We start from the raw sequence: 14,193 nt of genomic DNA on the forward strand, positions 1-14,193 counted from the left end.
TTGGCAATCGGCCTGGGAGGCGACGCCTTCGGCGTGGCGCTGGCCACCGGGCCGGGAACGGTTTCACCGCGGCACATCTTCAGGCTCTCATTGCATGCCGGGCTGTTCCAGTTCCTGATGCCGCTGGTCGGATGGTTAATCGGACGTATGGCCGCGCCGATCGTCGGCACTGCGGCCGCGTTCATCGCCGCATCGCTAGTGCTGTTGATCGGCATTAAGATGCTGATCGAGGGGCTGCGCACCAAGGCGCACAAACCGATCGACATCAGCCGCGGAAAGGCCCTGTTGGCTTACTCACTGGGTACCAGCGCCGACGCGCTGACCGTGGGAATCGGCGTCGGCCTGCTGGGCAGCGAACTGCTTCTGCCTGCACTGATCTTTGGCGTAGTCGCCGCGCTGATGGCCGCACTGGGGCATTGGCTGTCGCATCTGGTGGCCACAATCATCGGCAGTAGGGCGGAAATCTTGGGCGGCGTGGTGTTGATCGCTTTGGGAGTCAGGATGTTGCCGGCTTGGTGAGTCAGTGCCCGGGGCGGGAATCGAACCCGCACGAGGAAATCCCCAGGGGATTTTAAGTCCCCAGCGTCTACCAGTTCCGCCACCCAGGCGTCGGCACAAGCCATTGAGCCAGGCACATGATCATCAGCGTCCGCTCGGCTGTCAAGTGCAGCGCCAAGCGAACAGCCCGATCAATTATCGAAGTAATCGGTCTCCAGACAGCCGACTGTGCCCGAGACATCGTAGGTCTCCAGCAGGCTGTCCGGATCGACCTGCGCCGCACAATAGACCTCGACCCAACCGATGATCGCATCGTAGGCCAGGCCGATGTCCAGCGCCACGCAGATCGTCGAGGATTCGCAGTCGATTCCGCCAGGCAGGGCATCGAACAGCGCCGTGCCGGTCAAGCTGCCAAGGTCCACCTCGCCGCTGAACACCGAACTGCTATCGCCGATGACCAGCGTTCCTTGAACCGATCCGTCGGATTTATTCAGCGACAGCACGCCGGAGAGCTCGCCCGCCACGCGCGCATCAGGGAAGTGCAGCTCCAGATCGAACACAAAATCTTTGCCAGCGCACTGGTCCTGATCGTCATCGTCGCCATCATCGTCCTGGTCAGCGCTACAGCCCACCGCCACCGCCGTCATTAGCAGCAGCAGCAACCAGAGCCTTGAAGCGGACTTGCGACTGATCATCGCCAGGAAGTTAGCCCGCGGTCTCGCCGACTGTCAACAGAGTACTGGAGCCCGCGCGGAGCTTGGCAGTGGATCGGTTTTGCGACAAAGTAGCACTGATGCGGATACTGCATGTAATTCACGACAACCCCTTTGAAGTGCCGGGAGGCGCGCAGAGCTATTCGGCGAGCCTGGCGCTGGAGCAGGCCGTGCAGGGGCACGAGTGCGCATTGTTCTTTCTGGACCGGAACGGCCGCTCAGCTGGGAAACTGGTCAGCCGCGAGCATCACGGCTTGAAACTGTTCAGCGGCAACATCGACCGCATGCCGCGGCTCATGCGCGGTTTCCAATTCCGCAACTCCTATGACAACCCTGACGCCTTCAAACTCTTCCAAACTGTTTTCGAACATTTCCAACCACAGTTGGTCCACGTCCACAGCCTGATCCTGCTCTCCTACCGCATCCCGCAATACGTCCGCTCCCATCACGCTAAGTTACTGTGGACACTGCACGACTACTGGCCGGTGTGCCATCGCATCGTGTTGCTCGACAATGAAAACGACCTTTGTCACGGGTCGCGTGACGGGTCGCGTTGCGTTCACTGCGGCAAACCGGGCTATAACCGCTGGCCGGGAAGCATGCTCAAGCCCGCCTTTAAATCCGCCTTTGCCAGGCGCAACTCCCGACTGCTCGACGCGCTGCACCAGGCGCATCGGCTGCTCGCTCCCTCGCAATACCTTCAAGGCGTCTATCGCAAACTCGGCGCGCCGGCGGACAGACTGATCCACAGCATCTACGGCATTCGGCCACTGCCGCGACTCTATGCCAGAGAGCCCAAGGAAAAATTGCGGTTTGGATTTTTAGGCAACCCCGCTGCTCACAAGGGAACGATCGAACTGGCGCGCTGCTTTGGCAGCATCCACAACGCCGGCCTCACGTTCTACGGACCGACTCCCCGGGGGCGCGATCTGATTCAGATTATCGCCGCGGCACCCGAAGATGTGATCACGTTCCACGGCCCTTACAAACATCAAGATACGGACAAGGTGCTGCGGACCATCGACGTGCTGGTCGTTCCCAGCCTGTGGCAGGAGAACTCGCCGCTGGTGATCCACGAGGCGCTCAGCGCCGGAATCCCGGTACTGGCCTTTGCCGCGGGCGGCATCCAGGAGTTGGTGCAGCCAGGTGTCAACGGCTGGCTGCTGCCCACAGCCGACTTCCCGGCGCTGGCCCGCACCATCGCGGAACTGGCAGCGGAACCGTTGCTGGTCGACCAGATGTCGCTGGGCGCGGCGCTGATCCGCCCGATTGATGACGACGCCCGCACGTGTATCGAGCTGGCGGAGATCGACTGATGCCCGAACCGCTGTTCGCAATCTGCATCCCGGCGTACAACGCCCGCTCCACGTTGGCCCACGTTTTAAACGCTGCCGCGCGCCAGCGGGTCGGGGGCCGCAGGCCGCAAATTTACGTGCTCGACGACGGTTCGACCGATGACACGGCGGAGCTGATCGGGCAAAGCACCGCGCAACTGCTCTCCCACGACCGATGCCTGGGCCTGGCGCGGGCGCGCAACACGCTGATCGAGAAGGTCGGGGCGCAGTTCCTGGTGTTCCTCGACGCTGACGCCGCGCCCGAGCCCGGCTGCGTGCAATCGTTGCTCGATGCCTTTGAGGACGATGTCGGCGCAGTGGGCGGCATGGGCATCGAGCACTACCAGGATCGGCTCGCCGACCGTTATCGGGCGCAGGTCACTCCGCAATCCCACGGAGACCAGCCGCTGGAAGATCGCCATCTGATGGGCTTGTGCCTGGCGGTGCGACGCTGCGCGGCACTTGAGATCGGCGGCTTCGACGAGGCGTTTGCCAACGCCGGCGAGGACATCGACTTCAGCCTGCGTCTGCGCCAGGCCGGATGGAAATTGCGCTACGAACCTGAGGCGCGCGTTGATCATCTGCGCAGCGGATCAGTGGGCGACCTGCTGCGGCAATCCACGCGCCACGCCTATTGGGCGAGTAGGGCGCTTTCGGCCATTGACCGGCGGGAGCTCTCAGCCTACGCTTTGGGCACCGTGCGGCACCTATCGACAAGGACCGTTCACGACCTGCGCGCGGGGCGGATCGGCATGGCCGGATTGGGCGCACTGGTGCTGCCGGCGCGCCTGGCGTCGATCGTCGCGGGCACGCTGGCCGGCATGCCGTTGCGCACGCAGGCCCGCTGCGCAAGTAAACACGAGGATGATTGAGATCAATGCAGCCCGATATCACTCCCCAAAAGTTCGATGACTTCCTCGAGCGCCTCGGCACGCAAGAGCATGAGCGCCGGCTGAACTACTTTCGTTGGCTCGAATACCCGCTGGCCCTGTCGTTGCTCGATGCGCAGCCCGGCCAGGAGGTACTCGAGATCGGTGCCGGACACGTGGCCGCGACATCGCTCTACCTGGCCGACAAGGGCTGCCGAGTCATCGCCTCGGATCTCAAGAGCGCCGACGAGCAGGTATTGCACTACGTTGACTTGCTGCGCCAACGGCTGGGATTCCCTTCCGCGAACCTCTCGCTCAAGGCGGCCGACGCGCGGGAGCTGCCTTTTGAGAGCGGGCGCTTCGACCGTGTGCTCTGCGTTTCCACTCTGGAACATACGATCCCCTTCGAGGACTCGGTGATCGCCAAGGAGATCGGCCGCGTGCTGGCGCCCGGAGGCCTGGCGGTTATCACAGTGCCGTTCAACCACGGCGAGCACATCGAGTTCAACGACGCCCACGGCGAGGAGTATTTACAGCGGCACTACAACGAGTACAGCCTGCGCGAGCGGATACTGACGCCCACCGGCCTGCACATGGAGCGGGCGCTGATCTTCGGCGAGCATGATTTTCTCGACGGAGATAAGTGGCGCCAAATGCCTCGCGATGAACAGGTCGCGTTCTGTCGCCACAACCTCGAGCACTGGGAGCGCTACTGGAAGGTTTACTACGAGCTGGACCAGGACGATTTTCACATCGACCGCGAGCAGCTGGCCGACTCTGTGCAACAGCGCGCCGGGCTCGTGGCGCTACGACTGGTCAAGTCGCCGCTGTCCGCCACGCTGTGGAGCAAATACATCTACGATCCGCTCAAGAGCTTCCGCGAAAACGGGCGCTACGTACGACCCTTTGACGAGGGTCCCGTTGGCGCGAGGTTGCTTGATATCAAGGTGCATAACATGTACGGCACGCCGCTGGACGCCTTTAAATCGGGCGAGACCCTGTTGATCAGCGCCAAGATCGAGGTCCGCGGCCGCACCGGCGTGGTGTTCCGCGCGACGTTCGAGGATGATCTGGGGAACTGTGTGGCCAGGGTCGACTTGCCGTTGGCCGACCCGCAGGGGCTCAACGATCTCGAGCTGACCTTCGGCATGCTCAACCTGGGCGCCGGGACCTACGATCTGACCTTGGGCCTGTGGGACCGCGACAAGCCCTCGCCGCTGCCTCCGGTACCACTCGACGTCCACGAGCCGGCGGTCCAACTGGTGGTGGGCAACGATAAGCCCGGACTCAGCGGGCCGGTCTATCTGCCTTACTCGGTCCGCTTCTAAGATCAACTGCCGGCTGATTTACATTCAACCGGCACTGTGTTAGTTAGCTTTTTCAGTCGCGCGAGTCTCCCTGCGCGATCGACCTCTTCCAGACCGCCTTACAGGAGCTTTCACCATGAGCGAGCGCATGAAGATCGTCGCTGCCAGCGGTAAGATTTTCCAGATGATTCTGCTCGACAACGAGGACGATCTCGCGGTCCACGGGGCCGACCTGATCGCCAAAACGATCGAGGATAAGAACGGGAATGCCGTGCTTTGCTTCGCCACCGGGTCGACGCCGTTGCCGGTCTACCGCGAGCTGATCCGTCGTTATCAAGCCAAACAGATCAGCTTTGCCAAGGTTCACGCATTTATGCTCGACGAGTACATCGGACTGGGCCCGGACGACCCGAACTCTTTCCGATACTATATGTCTCAGAAACTGTTCTCGCAGATCGACATCCCCGAAGACCAAGTGCACTGCTACAGCGGACCGGTAGAGGACCACATGCAGAGCTGCTTCCGCTACGAGCGGGCGATCAAGGAGCTGGGCGGGATCGACATGATGCTGCTGGGGATCGGCCGTAACGGGCACATCGCATTCAACGAGCCGGGCTGCACGATCGACTCGCGTTGTCGACTGATCAAGCTCACCGACGACACGCGTCGGGCCAACGCGCGCTTTTTTGAAAGCCTCGATCAGGTGCCGCAACACGCGCTGTCGATGGGCATCGGCAACATCCTCGAGGTCAAACAACTGATGATGATGGCCACCGGATCGAGCAAGTCCGAGGCGGTGTTCAACATGCTGCGCGGACCGGTCGACTCGATGGTTCCGGCCTCTTCCCTGCAAATGTACAATGGCGAGTGCCACCTGCTGATCGACCGCGCCGCATCGACCGAGCTGCTTGAATATCGCCTAGACCAGAGCCGCAAATCCAATCCGGTCTAGCGTCGCGGACATCCGGCAGGCAGTCCCTGATCCATTAACCTCTGCGCGATAATCTCGGCCACTATCCGATGGCCGGCGTGCGACGGATGGCAGCCGTCGAGAAACAGCTGATCAATTGTCAGGCCGGACTGTTCAGCGCGCTGCGCGAGCAACGGCAACATGTCGATGACAGGCACCCCGCGCTCCCCGGCGTATTCGATCATCCGTAGTTGCGGCTCGTTCATCTGTTGCATGTCCTGAAACTGGATCGTGAACGGGAAGACCACGATCAACAGCGCAATCTCGCGCTCCTTGCAAAGCCTGACGATGCCGTCGACGTTGGCAAGGGTCTCGGCCCAGGCCTTTTTCACGAGGGGATCGTTGGGGTTGCGAATCAGGTCGCGGATCTGTAACAGCTGTTGCTGCTGTGCGCCGCGTTGCACATCCTCGCCCAAGCGGATGCGCGCACTGAGCCGGCGTGCAAAATACATCAGGCCGCTTATGTTGCACAGCCGATCGGTAAGCGAGACGTAGCTTTGCATCAGCTGGAAGCCGACTCCCGTTCCGCCGTAACGGGTCAGCACGTATTTCTCCACAACGTCGTTGAGCACGAATCCCAGCACCACCAGATCCGGGTCGTACTTCAACCCCTCGCGCTGTAGGTAGATCAGCTCCTGCCAAGGCGAATAGCCGTCCACTCCGGCGTTGATCGTCTGCACCCGGCAGTCCGGTGACTGCGCGAGCAGCCGTTGGACTTGGTAGGCGAAGGTGTACCCGTATGAACGGATGCCGTAGCCGAAGGTCAGCGAATCGCCCAGGTAGAGTATGCGCTTGACGCCCACGGGCTTTGCGTATTCCAGCTCCGGACCGCGCAATCCCTTGGCGTTGATCCGCACATCGACCCTGGCCCACGTATCAACGGCGCCGGGGCGCAGCTTCCAGCCCAGCTCGTGGTCGGGCAAAAAGATCGTTGTCTTGCGCGCGAACTGGGCAAAGGGTCGCAAATAGAGCTCGGAAACCATCAGTGGAACGAGCAGTGCGGCAACGAACAACAACAGGTCGAGCGATCTTTTACGCTCAAACAACCAAGCTCCAATACGCAATCGCCCGATTAACCGTGCAATCAACAGCAAGGACAGTCCGCTCAGCGCCAATCCGATGATGCTGGGCACCAGTTGTGTCAATTGCGGTACAATCACGCCGGAGGGCAACACGGCGCGCAGCAACCACGGGTTGTACAACAGCGCCGCCACTAAAAGCAGCAGGCCGCAGCTTGTAAGAGTAGTTGATGCCAGTCGTTGTTGTGCGGTTGGTTCCATCAGCATTCCGGAGGATCAATTGCCGACGAATATAGCAGATTTTATCGCCTCAACCGCATTGCTGCTGTTGCTGGCTTGTCTGGCGATCCCAGGCTGCTCGGGCGACCAGGATGATGACGACGATGACGGATACGATGGTGACGACATTGATCTGTCCGCTGTCGACGACTGGACATACTGGCTTTCCGATATCGATCTACTCGAACTGGGGAACAGCGCCTTTGACCTGGCGGTGATCGATTATTCGCAGGGCGGCGAGGAGTCCGGCGAATGGAGCCCTGAACAGATCGCCGATCTACGCGCCTCTGCGGGCGGCGACAAGTTGGCGCTGGCCTATCTCAGCATAGGCGAGGCCGAGGATTATCGCTTCTACTGGGATCAAGACTGGCTCGACCAACCCCCGGATTGGCTCGGACCGGAGAATCCGGACTGGACCGGAAATTACAAGGTGCGCTATTGGATGGACGGCTGGCAGCGGCTGATTCTCGGGCAAAACGGCTACCTGGAACGGATCATGGATATGGGCTTCGACGGAGTGTACCTCGACATCATCGACGCCTATGAATTCTGGGGTCCCGAGGGACTCGACCAAAAAGACGATGCGGCGGATCAGATGGTCCGCTTCGTCGATCGTATCGCGCAACAGGCCAGGCAGGTCAACCCGGATTTTATTGTATTGGGACAAAACGGCCTGGAACTGGCTGAGCTCGAGCCAGAGTACCTGGAGATAATCGACGGTGTGGGCGCGGAGGATACGTTCTTTGACGGCGACGACCCACAGCCTGCTGACGACGTTGAGTGGACTGTTGAACTGCTCGATCTGTACCTACAGCGTGGGCTGATCGTGCTGGCGATTGATTACTGTCGAAAGAGCGACAACGTCGATCGGTTTTATCGGATGGCATTGGAACACGGGTACGTGCCGTACAGCTCGCAACGTGACCTGGAACAGCTGACGATCGACCTGGGACACGAACCTGATTGATAAACCCGTCGGCCTTACTGGGGCTCGATCAGTCCGATGCCGCGCAGGGTCTCGCTGTCCTCAGGGTCGGTGATCCCCAGCACCAGGCTGTTTTGAGTGCTCTCCAGCGATGTGATCTCGATCGCGATCTCAAACGATCCTTCGCCCGCCACAAGCTCCTGGTCGCAGGCGTAACGCTCGAAGTTGCCGGTCAGACCGATCGACACGCCGCTGGGACCCTCCCAGAAATAGGAGCCGCGCAATAAATACTTCTGGGTCGATGTGACCGGCCAATCGGTCCCCTCGAACCCCTGTACGTTGAACTCGAAATCGCCGTATGTGCGCTCAAGGCCGGCGACATCCCAGGCGGTGTATTGATAGATGATCACCTCGGTGCCGCTCAGATCCAGCGCGCAGTCCTCGATGACGACATCTTCCTGTTCAACGTCGTTCTCAGCGCACGCCGCAGTCATCAACAACAGTAGTACGATTACCAACAGTCGGTTGCGCATGGATCACTCCTGGGCTTTACGCGCGATCACGGACATGCTGTCGCCAAAGTTCACGGGCAGCACGATTCGGTTGAGCAATTTTATCATTTTATCGGGGCGGCGTCGGCGCCAGATCGGGGTGCCCAGCGAACGGGCGAGACGTTCGACCAGATAGTCCAGGGTGTAGAAGTTGGTCTCGTGGCTAACGTGTTCCACACTGAATCCGCTTTGGCTCAACATTTTCGAAAGGGTGGTCACCGAGAAAAACTCGAGCACCTCCGGCAGTGTGTAGATGTGCCAAAATTGGCCGCACAGCCGCGCAAAAGCGCTGCCCACGTCGCCGGCGACGATGTTAATCACGCCGCCGGGCTTGAGCAGCTGATGCACTCTTTCCAGCAGCAGGGCGGGCTGCGGAAGGTGTTCGAGGAATCCCCAACAGATCACGCTATCGAAGCTGAGCTTGGGCAAATCGAGGGTGAAAAAGTCGTTGCAGAAAACCTGCTGATGTCCGCGGGAACGCGCCAGCTCCACCGCGTAGCACGAGATGTCCACCCCGCAGATCTCCCACTGGGGACCGGCCACCTCGAAGATCAGTCCCGTGCCGCACCCCACGTCGAGCAACTTGCCGCCGGGCACGAAACGCTCGATCTTTATCAACCGCCGGACGAAGTTAATCCGGTCCTGCCGCAGGCACAGATTGAAGTCGAAATAGCCGTTCAGACCTCCGCCCTGGAAGTAGTCGCGGCCGTAGAGCTGTTCGAGCTGATCAACGGTCGGCTGATGGTCGGTGAATACCAGCCCGCATTCGCCGCATTCGAGCAGGCGATAGTTACCTTTGCGCAGACGTTCCCGGCGCGGCGTCTCAACGCGGCACAACGGGCAGATGCGCGATGGCGGCACAATGGGAACCTTCTGCGTCAATCCTCGTCCTGCCCTGTAAGCACGTTGTATTCCTCGGGCGTGTAAAATCGTAGCTCCCGGCCCGATCCCCAGAGGATCAGCACGGTCTTGCCAAGGTCGATGCGCAATGGTCCGACCGGTTGCAATCCAAGCTGAAGCAGGTCCGAATCATCGGATGGTTTCGCTCGATCCAGCACGCCGCTGTGTTTGACGCGCTGGTACAGACGGCTCAGCTCGCCCTGATCCAACGCCGAGCACAGCATCTTACGGTTATCGATGTGAATTACGGTCAGGGCCATCGGCCGATAATAGCACAGCCCGGCAGCCGGTCACGCGATTGCCGCGGATATCGCCGCATGTTATCTTTCGCCCACTCCAAGGAGGAATGATGCAGCCGGCGCAAGAGTTTAAAGGCACCAGCAAATATATCCTCGATCACGAGTTGGCCAAGATCGTCAACGTCAGCATCCGGCTGGAGATGCCGCTGCTGCTCAAGGGCGAGCCGGGCACGGGCAAGACCCTGCTGGCCCATGCCGTGGCCGAGGATCTGGGCATTCCGTTGATCGTGCTCAACGTCAAGTCCTCGATGAAGGCCGTCGACGCGCTCTACCTGTACGATACCTTGACCCGCCTCAACGACGCGCGCTTCGGCGACAGCCAGCGCGATGTGAGCAACATCGAGGATTACATTCGCATGGGCAAGATCGGCCAATCATTTACCGTCGATCATAAGGTCGTACTGCTGATCGACGAGATCGACAAGGCCGAGAGCGAGTTCCAGGACGACCTACTCGATGTTCTGGACCAGATGTCGTTCGACATCGTCGAGGTCGATCGCACGATCCACGCCCTCCATCGACCGGTGATCGTGATCACCTCCAATGCTAAAAAAGACCTCTCCGATCCTTTCCTGGGGCGCTGCAACTTCCATCACATCGCCTTTCCCGACTCGGAGTTCATGAGCAGGATCGTGTCCGCACACTTCCCGGACATCCCGCGCAAGCTCGCCAAACTCAGCATTGACGCGTTCTACCGTGTGCGCGAGATCCGCGGAATCGAAAAGAAGCCGAGCACGCGCGAGCTGATCAACTGGGTGCGAGCCCTGCTCGCGGAGCCGGATTTCGACGCCGATGTGCTCAAACGCGACTCCTCTTTGCCGTACCTCGGCGTGCTGTTCAAAAAGAGCCAGGACATGCAGATAGCTCGCAACGTTCTGGGGGACGACAGAAACTCTTAACGGGATGTTCATGCGTCTGATGAGCAACCGTATTAAACGCTTCTGTATGCCGTTGGCGCTCACACTGGCGATCAGCGCGCTGTGCGCCTGCCAGGCCGGACGCATCCATCCCGAGCGACCGTTGTCGCGTCTGCCCCAAATCGAACAGCGACTCGACCGTGCGGTTCAGGGCCTTAACGGCGAGTCGCGGCTGATGGTCGGCGCATCAAAAGTCGACATTTCACCCTACGGCTTCCGGGTCTGGATCGCGGGCTTCGGCCCGGGACGCATCAGCCGCGGAATGCTCGATCCGATCTGGGCACGGGCGCTTTACATTGACGACGGCAGCCAGGCATTGGTGCTGCTGACCCTCGATGTCGTGGGCCTGGGACTGATGGACGTACAGCGCATCCGCGAGCTCGCGGCGCCGCTGCACGGCGATAAAATCATGGTTATCGCCACCCACAACCATCAGGGTCCTGACACCGTCGGCCTCTGGGGTCCGGGTGTAGTGCTGCCGCTGGACTCGGGGGTCGAGCCGCAATATCACCAGCGGATGCTGACCCTGGCTGCCGTGGCCGTTGATCGCGCAGTGCGCGACGCGGTGCCTGCCACGCTACATTTTGGCTCGGCCGACGTGCCCGCGGGCTGGGCCGCCAACTTGTGGTTCCCCGACGATGAAAGCACTTTCGATCACCAGCTGAGCGCAATCCGCGCAGTCGACGCCCAGGGCAATACGATCGCCACGCTGTTTAACTGGGCGATGCACGCCGAGGCGCTGTTTCAGAAAAACCATCGGGTGAGCGCCGACTTCCCGGGACGCGCCTACGACGCCATTGAGCAACGCAGCGGCGGGGTGGCGATGTTCGTCTCCAATGCGGCAGGCGGAATGGTTATCCCGTATCCCAACCGCTGGGATAAACGCGGTGATTACGACCTGGACGACCGCGTACAATGGATCGACGAGCTGGGGCAGGTGCTGGCCGACACTGTCGATCGGGCGTTGGATAACAGCCAGCCGTTTGGTCCCGGCGCAATCATCATCAAGCACAACAGCCGCGATATTTTTCTGCCGGTGGACAACGCGATGTACAACATGATGTACCGCAACGGACTGCTGAGCCTTGAGGGTCGACCGACCAAGGTCGAGGAAGGCCAGGAGTTGATCGGCTCGGAAGTGCATGCCGTCAGCCTGGGTCCGGCACAGATCGCCCTTGTGCCCGGCGAGCTGTTCCCCTCCATCGGCTGGGAGCTCAAGGCGGCGATGGACGCACCGTACCGCTTCGTGTTCACCCTGGCCAACGACGAGCTGGGATACATGATGCTTCCCGCACAGTTCGAGGACCGGACCTACAAATACGAGCGCGGCGCCAGTCTCGGACCCCAAACCGGCGCGATCGTGCTCCAGGCGGCCAAGGAACTGCTCGCGCAGCTACCCTGACCTTGCTATTCCCAAAGCGCTTATTGCTCGGCTCAATCCTTACCGCTACATTGCTGATGCTCTGCGCGCTTCAAAGCGCCGCGACGCCCCAACTGCTGTTTGGCAACAGCGAGCAGCTGCTGGCCGGGCAGGGACCGTCAAGCTGGCGGGTGATAATCGAGAGCTCGGATCCGCGCAACGGCGTGCTCGAGATCGACACCGAACAGGGGATGATCCGGATACCGCTGGAGCAGATCGTGCTCGACGCATTCTCCGACCAATCGGGCGAGCGCCGCTTCCTGGTGCTGTTGCTTCAATCCAAGAACGACGAAGGCGTCGCAACTCAACAGGCGCTTTTTGTTGCCCAGCGCGAGACGATCCGCTTGTTTGCCGCGGGCTTCCAACTGTTGCTCGACGACCCCTCAAACGTGGTATCGGACTACGGCGTCCTGAGCACGATCCGCCTCGACCGCTCTTTGCTGGAACGCCTGCGATGAGCAAGCCCTATGCCCAGCGGCCGATCAAGGCCGAACAGATCGAACGACCGTTGGGCAGCGGTTGGCTCTCGCGCCGAATTTTCGTGCTGGACAAGCGCGCCTCGGACGAGTGGATCTACTTCATCTTGTTCGGCGGTGTAATTCTTTCAACGCTTTTAATACCGGTGTTCAACAGCGCACCTTTCGACGCCTGCGGGTTCCATCGCGCTACCGGGTTGCCCTGCCCGGGATGCGGCAGCACGCGGGCCTTTGTGGCCATGGGGCATGGGCAATTCAACACAGCCTGGACCTTCAACCCTTCGGCGGTAGTGCTCTACCTGTTGATGCTCTTTCGCTGGCTGCTCAGCGTGCCGGCAATAATCAGGCCGCTCAAAATTAAACTGTTCTCATCCAGTTTGACGATCACGATCCTGGTGGTCTATCTGGTGCTGCACCTGGCACACGGCATCTTGCGGCTGGTGCTGGTGCACCAGGGGAAAATCCCCTGGCCGCCGAACATCTGATCAAACTTCTTCCAGTCGCGGATCAGATTGTGGCCACGGCCTCGATCTCAATGCGGGCCTCGGGCTTGGGCAGGGCTGCCACCTGCAGCGCCGAGCGCGCGGGGAACGATCCTCCGGCAGCCTCGAAGACCTCGGCGTAGACCGCGTTGAACGCGGCGAACTCAGCGATGTCGGTCATGAACACCGTGAGTTTGATCGCGCGATCAAGGCCGGAGCCCGCGGCCTGAAGTACGGCGGATACGTTGGCCAGGGCCACGCGCGCCTGTTGCTCGATCCCCTCGGGGATTGTTCCGCTTGCCGGGTCGATCGGCAGCTGGCCCGACGTAAAGACGTACCTTCCCACCGCCACTCCCTGACTGTACGGGCCGATCGCCGCCGGGGCCTGGTCGGTGTGCAGCGGATGCTTGCCGTGCTTCTCCATCGCTTTCTCCTGTAGTGCGTACGTGTCGGCGATGATCGTCAGCCCCAAAGCACTCTGTCAAGCACTACCGTCCAATAGAGGATTGACACACCGCGTTGAGATTTGCATGCTAGCTTGCATCAACCATCGCAGGGGTAGGGGGCGGATTGACGGCAACGCGCAGGATCGTTCACGGCAAGCGCAGCCTGATGCTGTGCGAGAGGATAAATCGCGTCGAGACCGACGATGGCACACCGCTGGCATTGGTCCACAAGCAGCGCGCCGAGATCGGCGCCTACAACACCGACTCCCGAAAGCTGGTCGGAGCCAACCTGCTGTGCATCCACGGACTGGGCCAGAATCGTTTGACCTACGATCTGCCGACGATCAGCCCGGCCAACTACTTTGCCGAGACCGGGCTCGACGTCTGGCTGGCCGATCTGCGCGGGCACGGACTGTCGCGCGAGCTCGGAGCTGCCGCACCCTCCTCGTTCGATGAGTACGTGTCCCAGGACCTGCCTGCCTTGATCAATTACATCGAGCAGCACAATGACGGCCCGCTGTTCATTGTCGGACACAGCCTGGGAGGCACGATCCTCTACAGCCTGGATCCGCAGGTCTGTGACAACGTCGCGGGATTCATCTCGATCGCCGGCCCCTACCACTTCGGCAGAGGGCTGCGGCTGCTGAGGCTGGCCAGTTACCTGCTGCACCACACCTACGCGGTCAATCCGTTGCGCCTGGTCTCGTCCGACGACTCGACGTTCCCGATCGACCTGGTGGGCAAACTAATGAGCGGCGCGGGCTTCTACTTCAACAACGCGCACCTGC

General features: G+C 60.8%; 17 protein-coding genes and 1 tRNA gene. 11 read left to right on the plus strand and 7 right to left on the minus strand.

Annotated elements, in window-relative coordinates; genetic code table 11:
* The gene (locus tag P9M14_16715) at positions 1-519 is read left to right on the plus strand and encodes a manganese efflux pump MntP family protein (GenBank protein ID MDP8257389.1); all 519 of its coding nucleotides are present in this window, start codon (positions 1-3) and stop codon (positions 517-519) included.
* Between the two features lie 5 nt (positions 520-524).
* Here P9M14_16715 and P9M14_16720 read toward each other — a convergent pair.
* Positions 525-608 (minus strand) — tRNA-Leu (locus P9M14_16720).
* An 81-nt stretch (positions 609-689) separates the two neighbouring features.
* A complete protein-coding gene (locus tag P9M14_16725; GenBank protein ID MDP8257390.1) occupies positions 690-1,193 on the minus strand; it encodes a hypothetical protein in 504 nt (167 codons plus the stop codon).
* 98 nt (positions 1,194-1,291) lie between these two features.
* Between P9M14_16725 and P9M14_16730 the strand changes: the two genes are divergently transcribed.
* From P9M14_16730 to nagB, 4 genes are all read left to right on the plus strand, one after another.
* Positions 1,292-2,527, plus strand: a complete 1,236-nt coding sequence (locus P9M14_16730) for a glycosyltransferase (GenBank protein MDP8257391.1) — start codon at positions 1,292-1,294, stop codon at positions 2,525-2,527.
* A complete protein-coding gene (locus P9M14_16735) occupies positions 2,527-3,417 on the plus strand; it encodes a glycosyltransferase (protein ID MDP8257392.1) in 891 nt (296 codons plus the stop codon). Before P9M14_16730 ends, P9M14_16735 begins: the two co-directional genes overlap by 1 nt.
* A gap of 5 nt (positions 3,418-3,422) precedes the next feature.
* Positions 3,423-4,742, plus strand: a complete 1,320-nt coding sequence (locus P9M14_16740; GenBank protein MDP8257393.1) for a methyltransferase domain-containing protein — start codon at positions 3,423-3,425, stop codon at positions 4,740-4,742.
* Positions 4,743-4,857: 115 nt separating this feature from the next.
* The gene (gene nagB, locus P9M14_16745; GenBank protein ID MDP8257394.1) at positions 4,858-5,673 is read left to right on the plus strand and encodes a glucosamine-6-phosphate deaminase; all 816 of its coding nucleotides are present in this window, start codon (positions 4,858-4,860) and stop codon (positions 5,671-5,673) included.
* Here the strand turns inward: nagB and P9M14_16750 are convergent.
* Positions 5,670-6,971 (minus strand): SGNH/GDSL hydrolase family protein, encoded by a 1,302-nt coding sequence (locus P9M14_16750; protein MDP8257395.1) that lies wholly within the window; start codon positions 6,969-6,971, stop codon positions 5,670-5,672. The genes nagB and P9M14_16750 overlap by 4 nt on opposite strands.
* 19 nt (positions 6,972-6,990) lie before the next feature.
* On the opposite strand from P9M14_16750, the gene P9M14_16755 reads away from it, so the two are divergent.
* Positions 6,991-7,956: an endo alpha-1,4 polygalactosaminidase gene (locus P9M14_16755; GenBank protein MDP8257396.1), complete on the plus strand. Its 966-nt coding sequence runs from the start codon at positions 6,991-6,993 to the stop codon at positions 7,954-7,956.
* A 14-nt stretch (positions 7,957-7,970) separates the two neighbouring features.
* Here the strand turns inward: P9M14_16755 and P9M14_16760 are convergent, their stop codons facing one another.
* Genes P9M14_16760 through P9M14_16770 form a run of 3 tightly spaced genes read right to left on the minus strand, consistent with a single transcriptional unit; the run spans position 7,971 to position 9,625 of the window.
* The gene (locus P9M14_16760; GenBank protein ID MDP8257397.1) at positions 7,971-8,447 is read right to left on the minus strand and encodes a hypothetical protein; all 477 of its coding nucleotides are present in this window, start codon (positions 8,445-8,447) and stop codon (positions 7,971-7,973) included.
* Positions 8,448-8,450: 3 nt separating this feature from the next.
* On the minus strand, positions 8,451-9,347 hold the full coding sequence (locus tag P9M14_16765; GenBank protein MDP8257398.1) for a methyltransferase domain-containing protein: 897 nt from the start codon (positions 9,345-9,347) through the stop codon (positions 8,451-8,453).
* Positions 9,344-9,625: a hypothetical protein gene (locus tag P9M14_16770; protein ID MDP8257399.1), complete on the minus strand. Its 282-nt coding sequence runs from the start codon at positions 9,623-9,625 to the stop codon at positions 9,344-9,346. The genes P9M14_16765 and P9M14_16770 overlap by 4 nt, the downstream gene beginning before the upstream one ends.
* Before the next feature lie 89 nt (positions 9,626-9,714).
* Here P9M14_16770 and P9M14_16775 point away from each other — a divergent pair, with 89 nt between their 5' ends.
* The 4 genes from P9M14_16775 to P9M14_16790 are packed head-to-tail and all read left to right on the plus strand — an operon-like array spanning position 9,715 to position 12,962.
* On the plus strand, positions 9,715-10,563 hold the full coding sequence (locus P9M14_16775; GenBank protein ID MDP8257400.1) for a MoxR family ATPase: 849 nt from the start codon (positions 9,715-9,717) through the stop codon (positions 10,561-10,563).
* A 19-nt stretch (positions 10,564-10,582) separates the two neighbouring features.
* On the plus strand, positions 10,583-11,983 hold the full coding sequence (locus P9M14_16780) for a neutral/alkaline non-lysosomal ceramidase N-terminal domain-containing protein (GenBank protein MDP8257401.1): 1,401 nt from the start codon (positions 10,583-10,585) through the stop codon (positions 11,981-11,983).
* 56 nt (positions 11,984-12,039) lie between these two features.
* Positions 12,040-12,459 carry a hypothetical protein gene (locus P9M14_16785; protein MDP8257402.1) on the plus strand — a complete coding sequence of 140 codons (420 nt, stop codon included), beginning with the start codon at positions 12,040-12,042 and terminating at the stop codon, positions 12,457-12,459.
* Complete coding sequence (locus P9M14_16790) at positions 12,456-12,962, plus strand: DUF2752 domain-containing protein (protein ID MDP8257403.1); 507 nt, start codon at positions 12,456-12,458, stop codon at positions 12,960-12,962. Before P9M14_16785 ends, P9M14_16790 begins: the two co-directional genes overlap by 4 nt.
* A 22-nt stretch (positions 12,963-12,984) precedes the next feature.
* Here P9M14_16790 and P9M14_16795 read toward each other — a convergent pair whose 3' ends face one another.
* Complete coding sequence (locus tag P9M14_16795; GenBank protein MDP8257404.1) at positions 12,985-13,383, minus strand: Rid family detoxifying hydrolase; 399 nt, start codon at positions 13,381-13,383, stop codon at positions 12,985-12,987.
* Positions 13,384-13,529: 146 nt separating this feature from the next.
* On the opposite strand from P9M14_16795, the gene P9M14_16800 reads away from it, so the two are divergent.
* Positions 13,530-14,193, plus strand: a 664-nt coding sequence (locus tag P9M14_16800) for an alpha/beta fold hydrolase (protein MDP8257405.1), incomplete at its 3' end; no start/stop codon positions are given.

It is taken from the genome of Candidatus Alcyoniella australis (assembly GCA_030765605.1).
Classification (GTDB): Bacteria; Lernaellota; Lernaellaia; order JAVCCG01; family Alcyoniellaceae; genus Alcyoniella; species Alcyoniella australis.

What these genes read in the sequence shown, in the direction of transcription:
- P9M14_16725 (MDP8257390.1), bottom strand. Translation starts at nt 1,193, where the DNA reads ATGATCAGTCGCAAGTCCGCTTCAAGGCTCTGGTTGCTGCTGCTGCTA.
- P9M14_16730 (MDP8257391.1), top strand. Translation starts at nt 1,292, where the DNA reads ATGCGGATACTGCATGTAATTCACGACAACCCCTTTGAAGTGCCGGGA.
- P9M14_16735 (MDP8257392.1), top strand. Translation starts at nt 2,527, where the DNA reads ATGCCCGAACCGCTGTTCGCAATCTGCATCCCGGCGTACAACGCCCGC.
- P9M14_16740 (MDP8257393.1), top strand. Translation starts at nt 3,423, where the DNA reads ATGCAGCCCGATATCACTCCCCAAAAGTTCGATGACTTCCTCGAGCGC.
- nagB (MDP8257394.1), top strand. Translation starts at nt 4,858, where the DNA reads ATGAGCGAGCGCATGAAGATCGTCGCTGCCAGCGGTAAGATTTTCCAG.
- P9M14_16750 (MDP8257395.1), bottom strand. Translation starts at nt 6,971, where the DNA reads ATGGAACCAACCGCACAACAACGACTGGCATCAACTACTCTTACAAGC.
- P9M14_16760 (MDP8257397.1), bottom strand. Translation starts at nt 8,447, where the DNA reads ATGCGCAACCGACTGTTGGTAATCGTACTACTGTTGTTGATGACTGCG.
- P9M14_16770 (MDP8257399.1), bottom strand. Translation starts at nt 9,625, where the DNA reads ATGGCCCTGACCGTAATTCACATCGATAACCGTAAGATGCTGTGCTCG.
- P9M14_16775 (MDP8257400.1), top strand. Translation starts at nt 9,715, where the DNA reads ATGCAGCCGGCGCAAGAGTTTAAAGGCACCAGCAAATATATCCTCGAT.
- P9M14_16780 (MDP8257401.1), top strand. Translation starts at nt 10,583, where the DNA reads ATGAGCAACCGTATTAAACGCTTCTGTATGCCGTTGGCGCTCACACTG.
- P9M14_16785 (MDP8257402.1), top strand. Translation starts at nt 12,040, where the DNA reads ATGCTCTGCGCGCTTCAAAGCGCCGCGACGCCCCAACTGCTGTTTGGC.
- P9M14_16790 (MDP8257403.1), top strand. Translation starts at nt 12,456, where the DNA reads ATGAGCAAGCCCTATGCCCAGCGGCCGATCAAGGCCGAACAGATCGAA.
- P9M14_16795 (MDP8257404.1), bottom strand. Translation starts at nt 13,383, where the DNA reads ATGGAGAAGCACGGCAAGCATCCGCTGCACACCGACCAGGCCCCGGCG.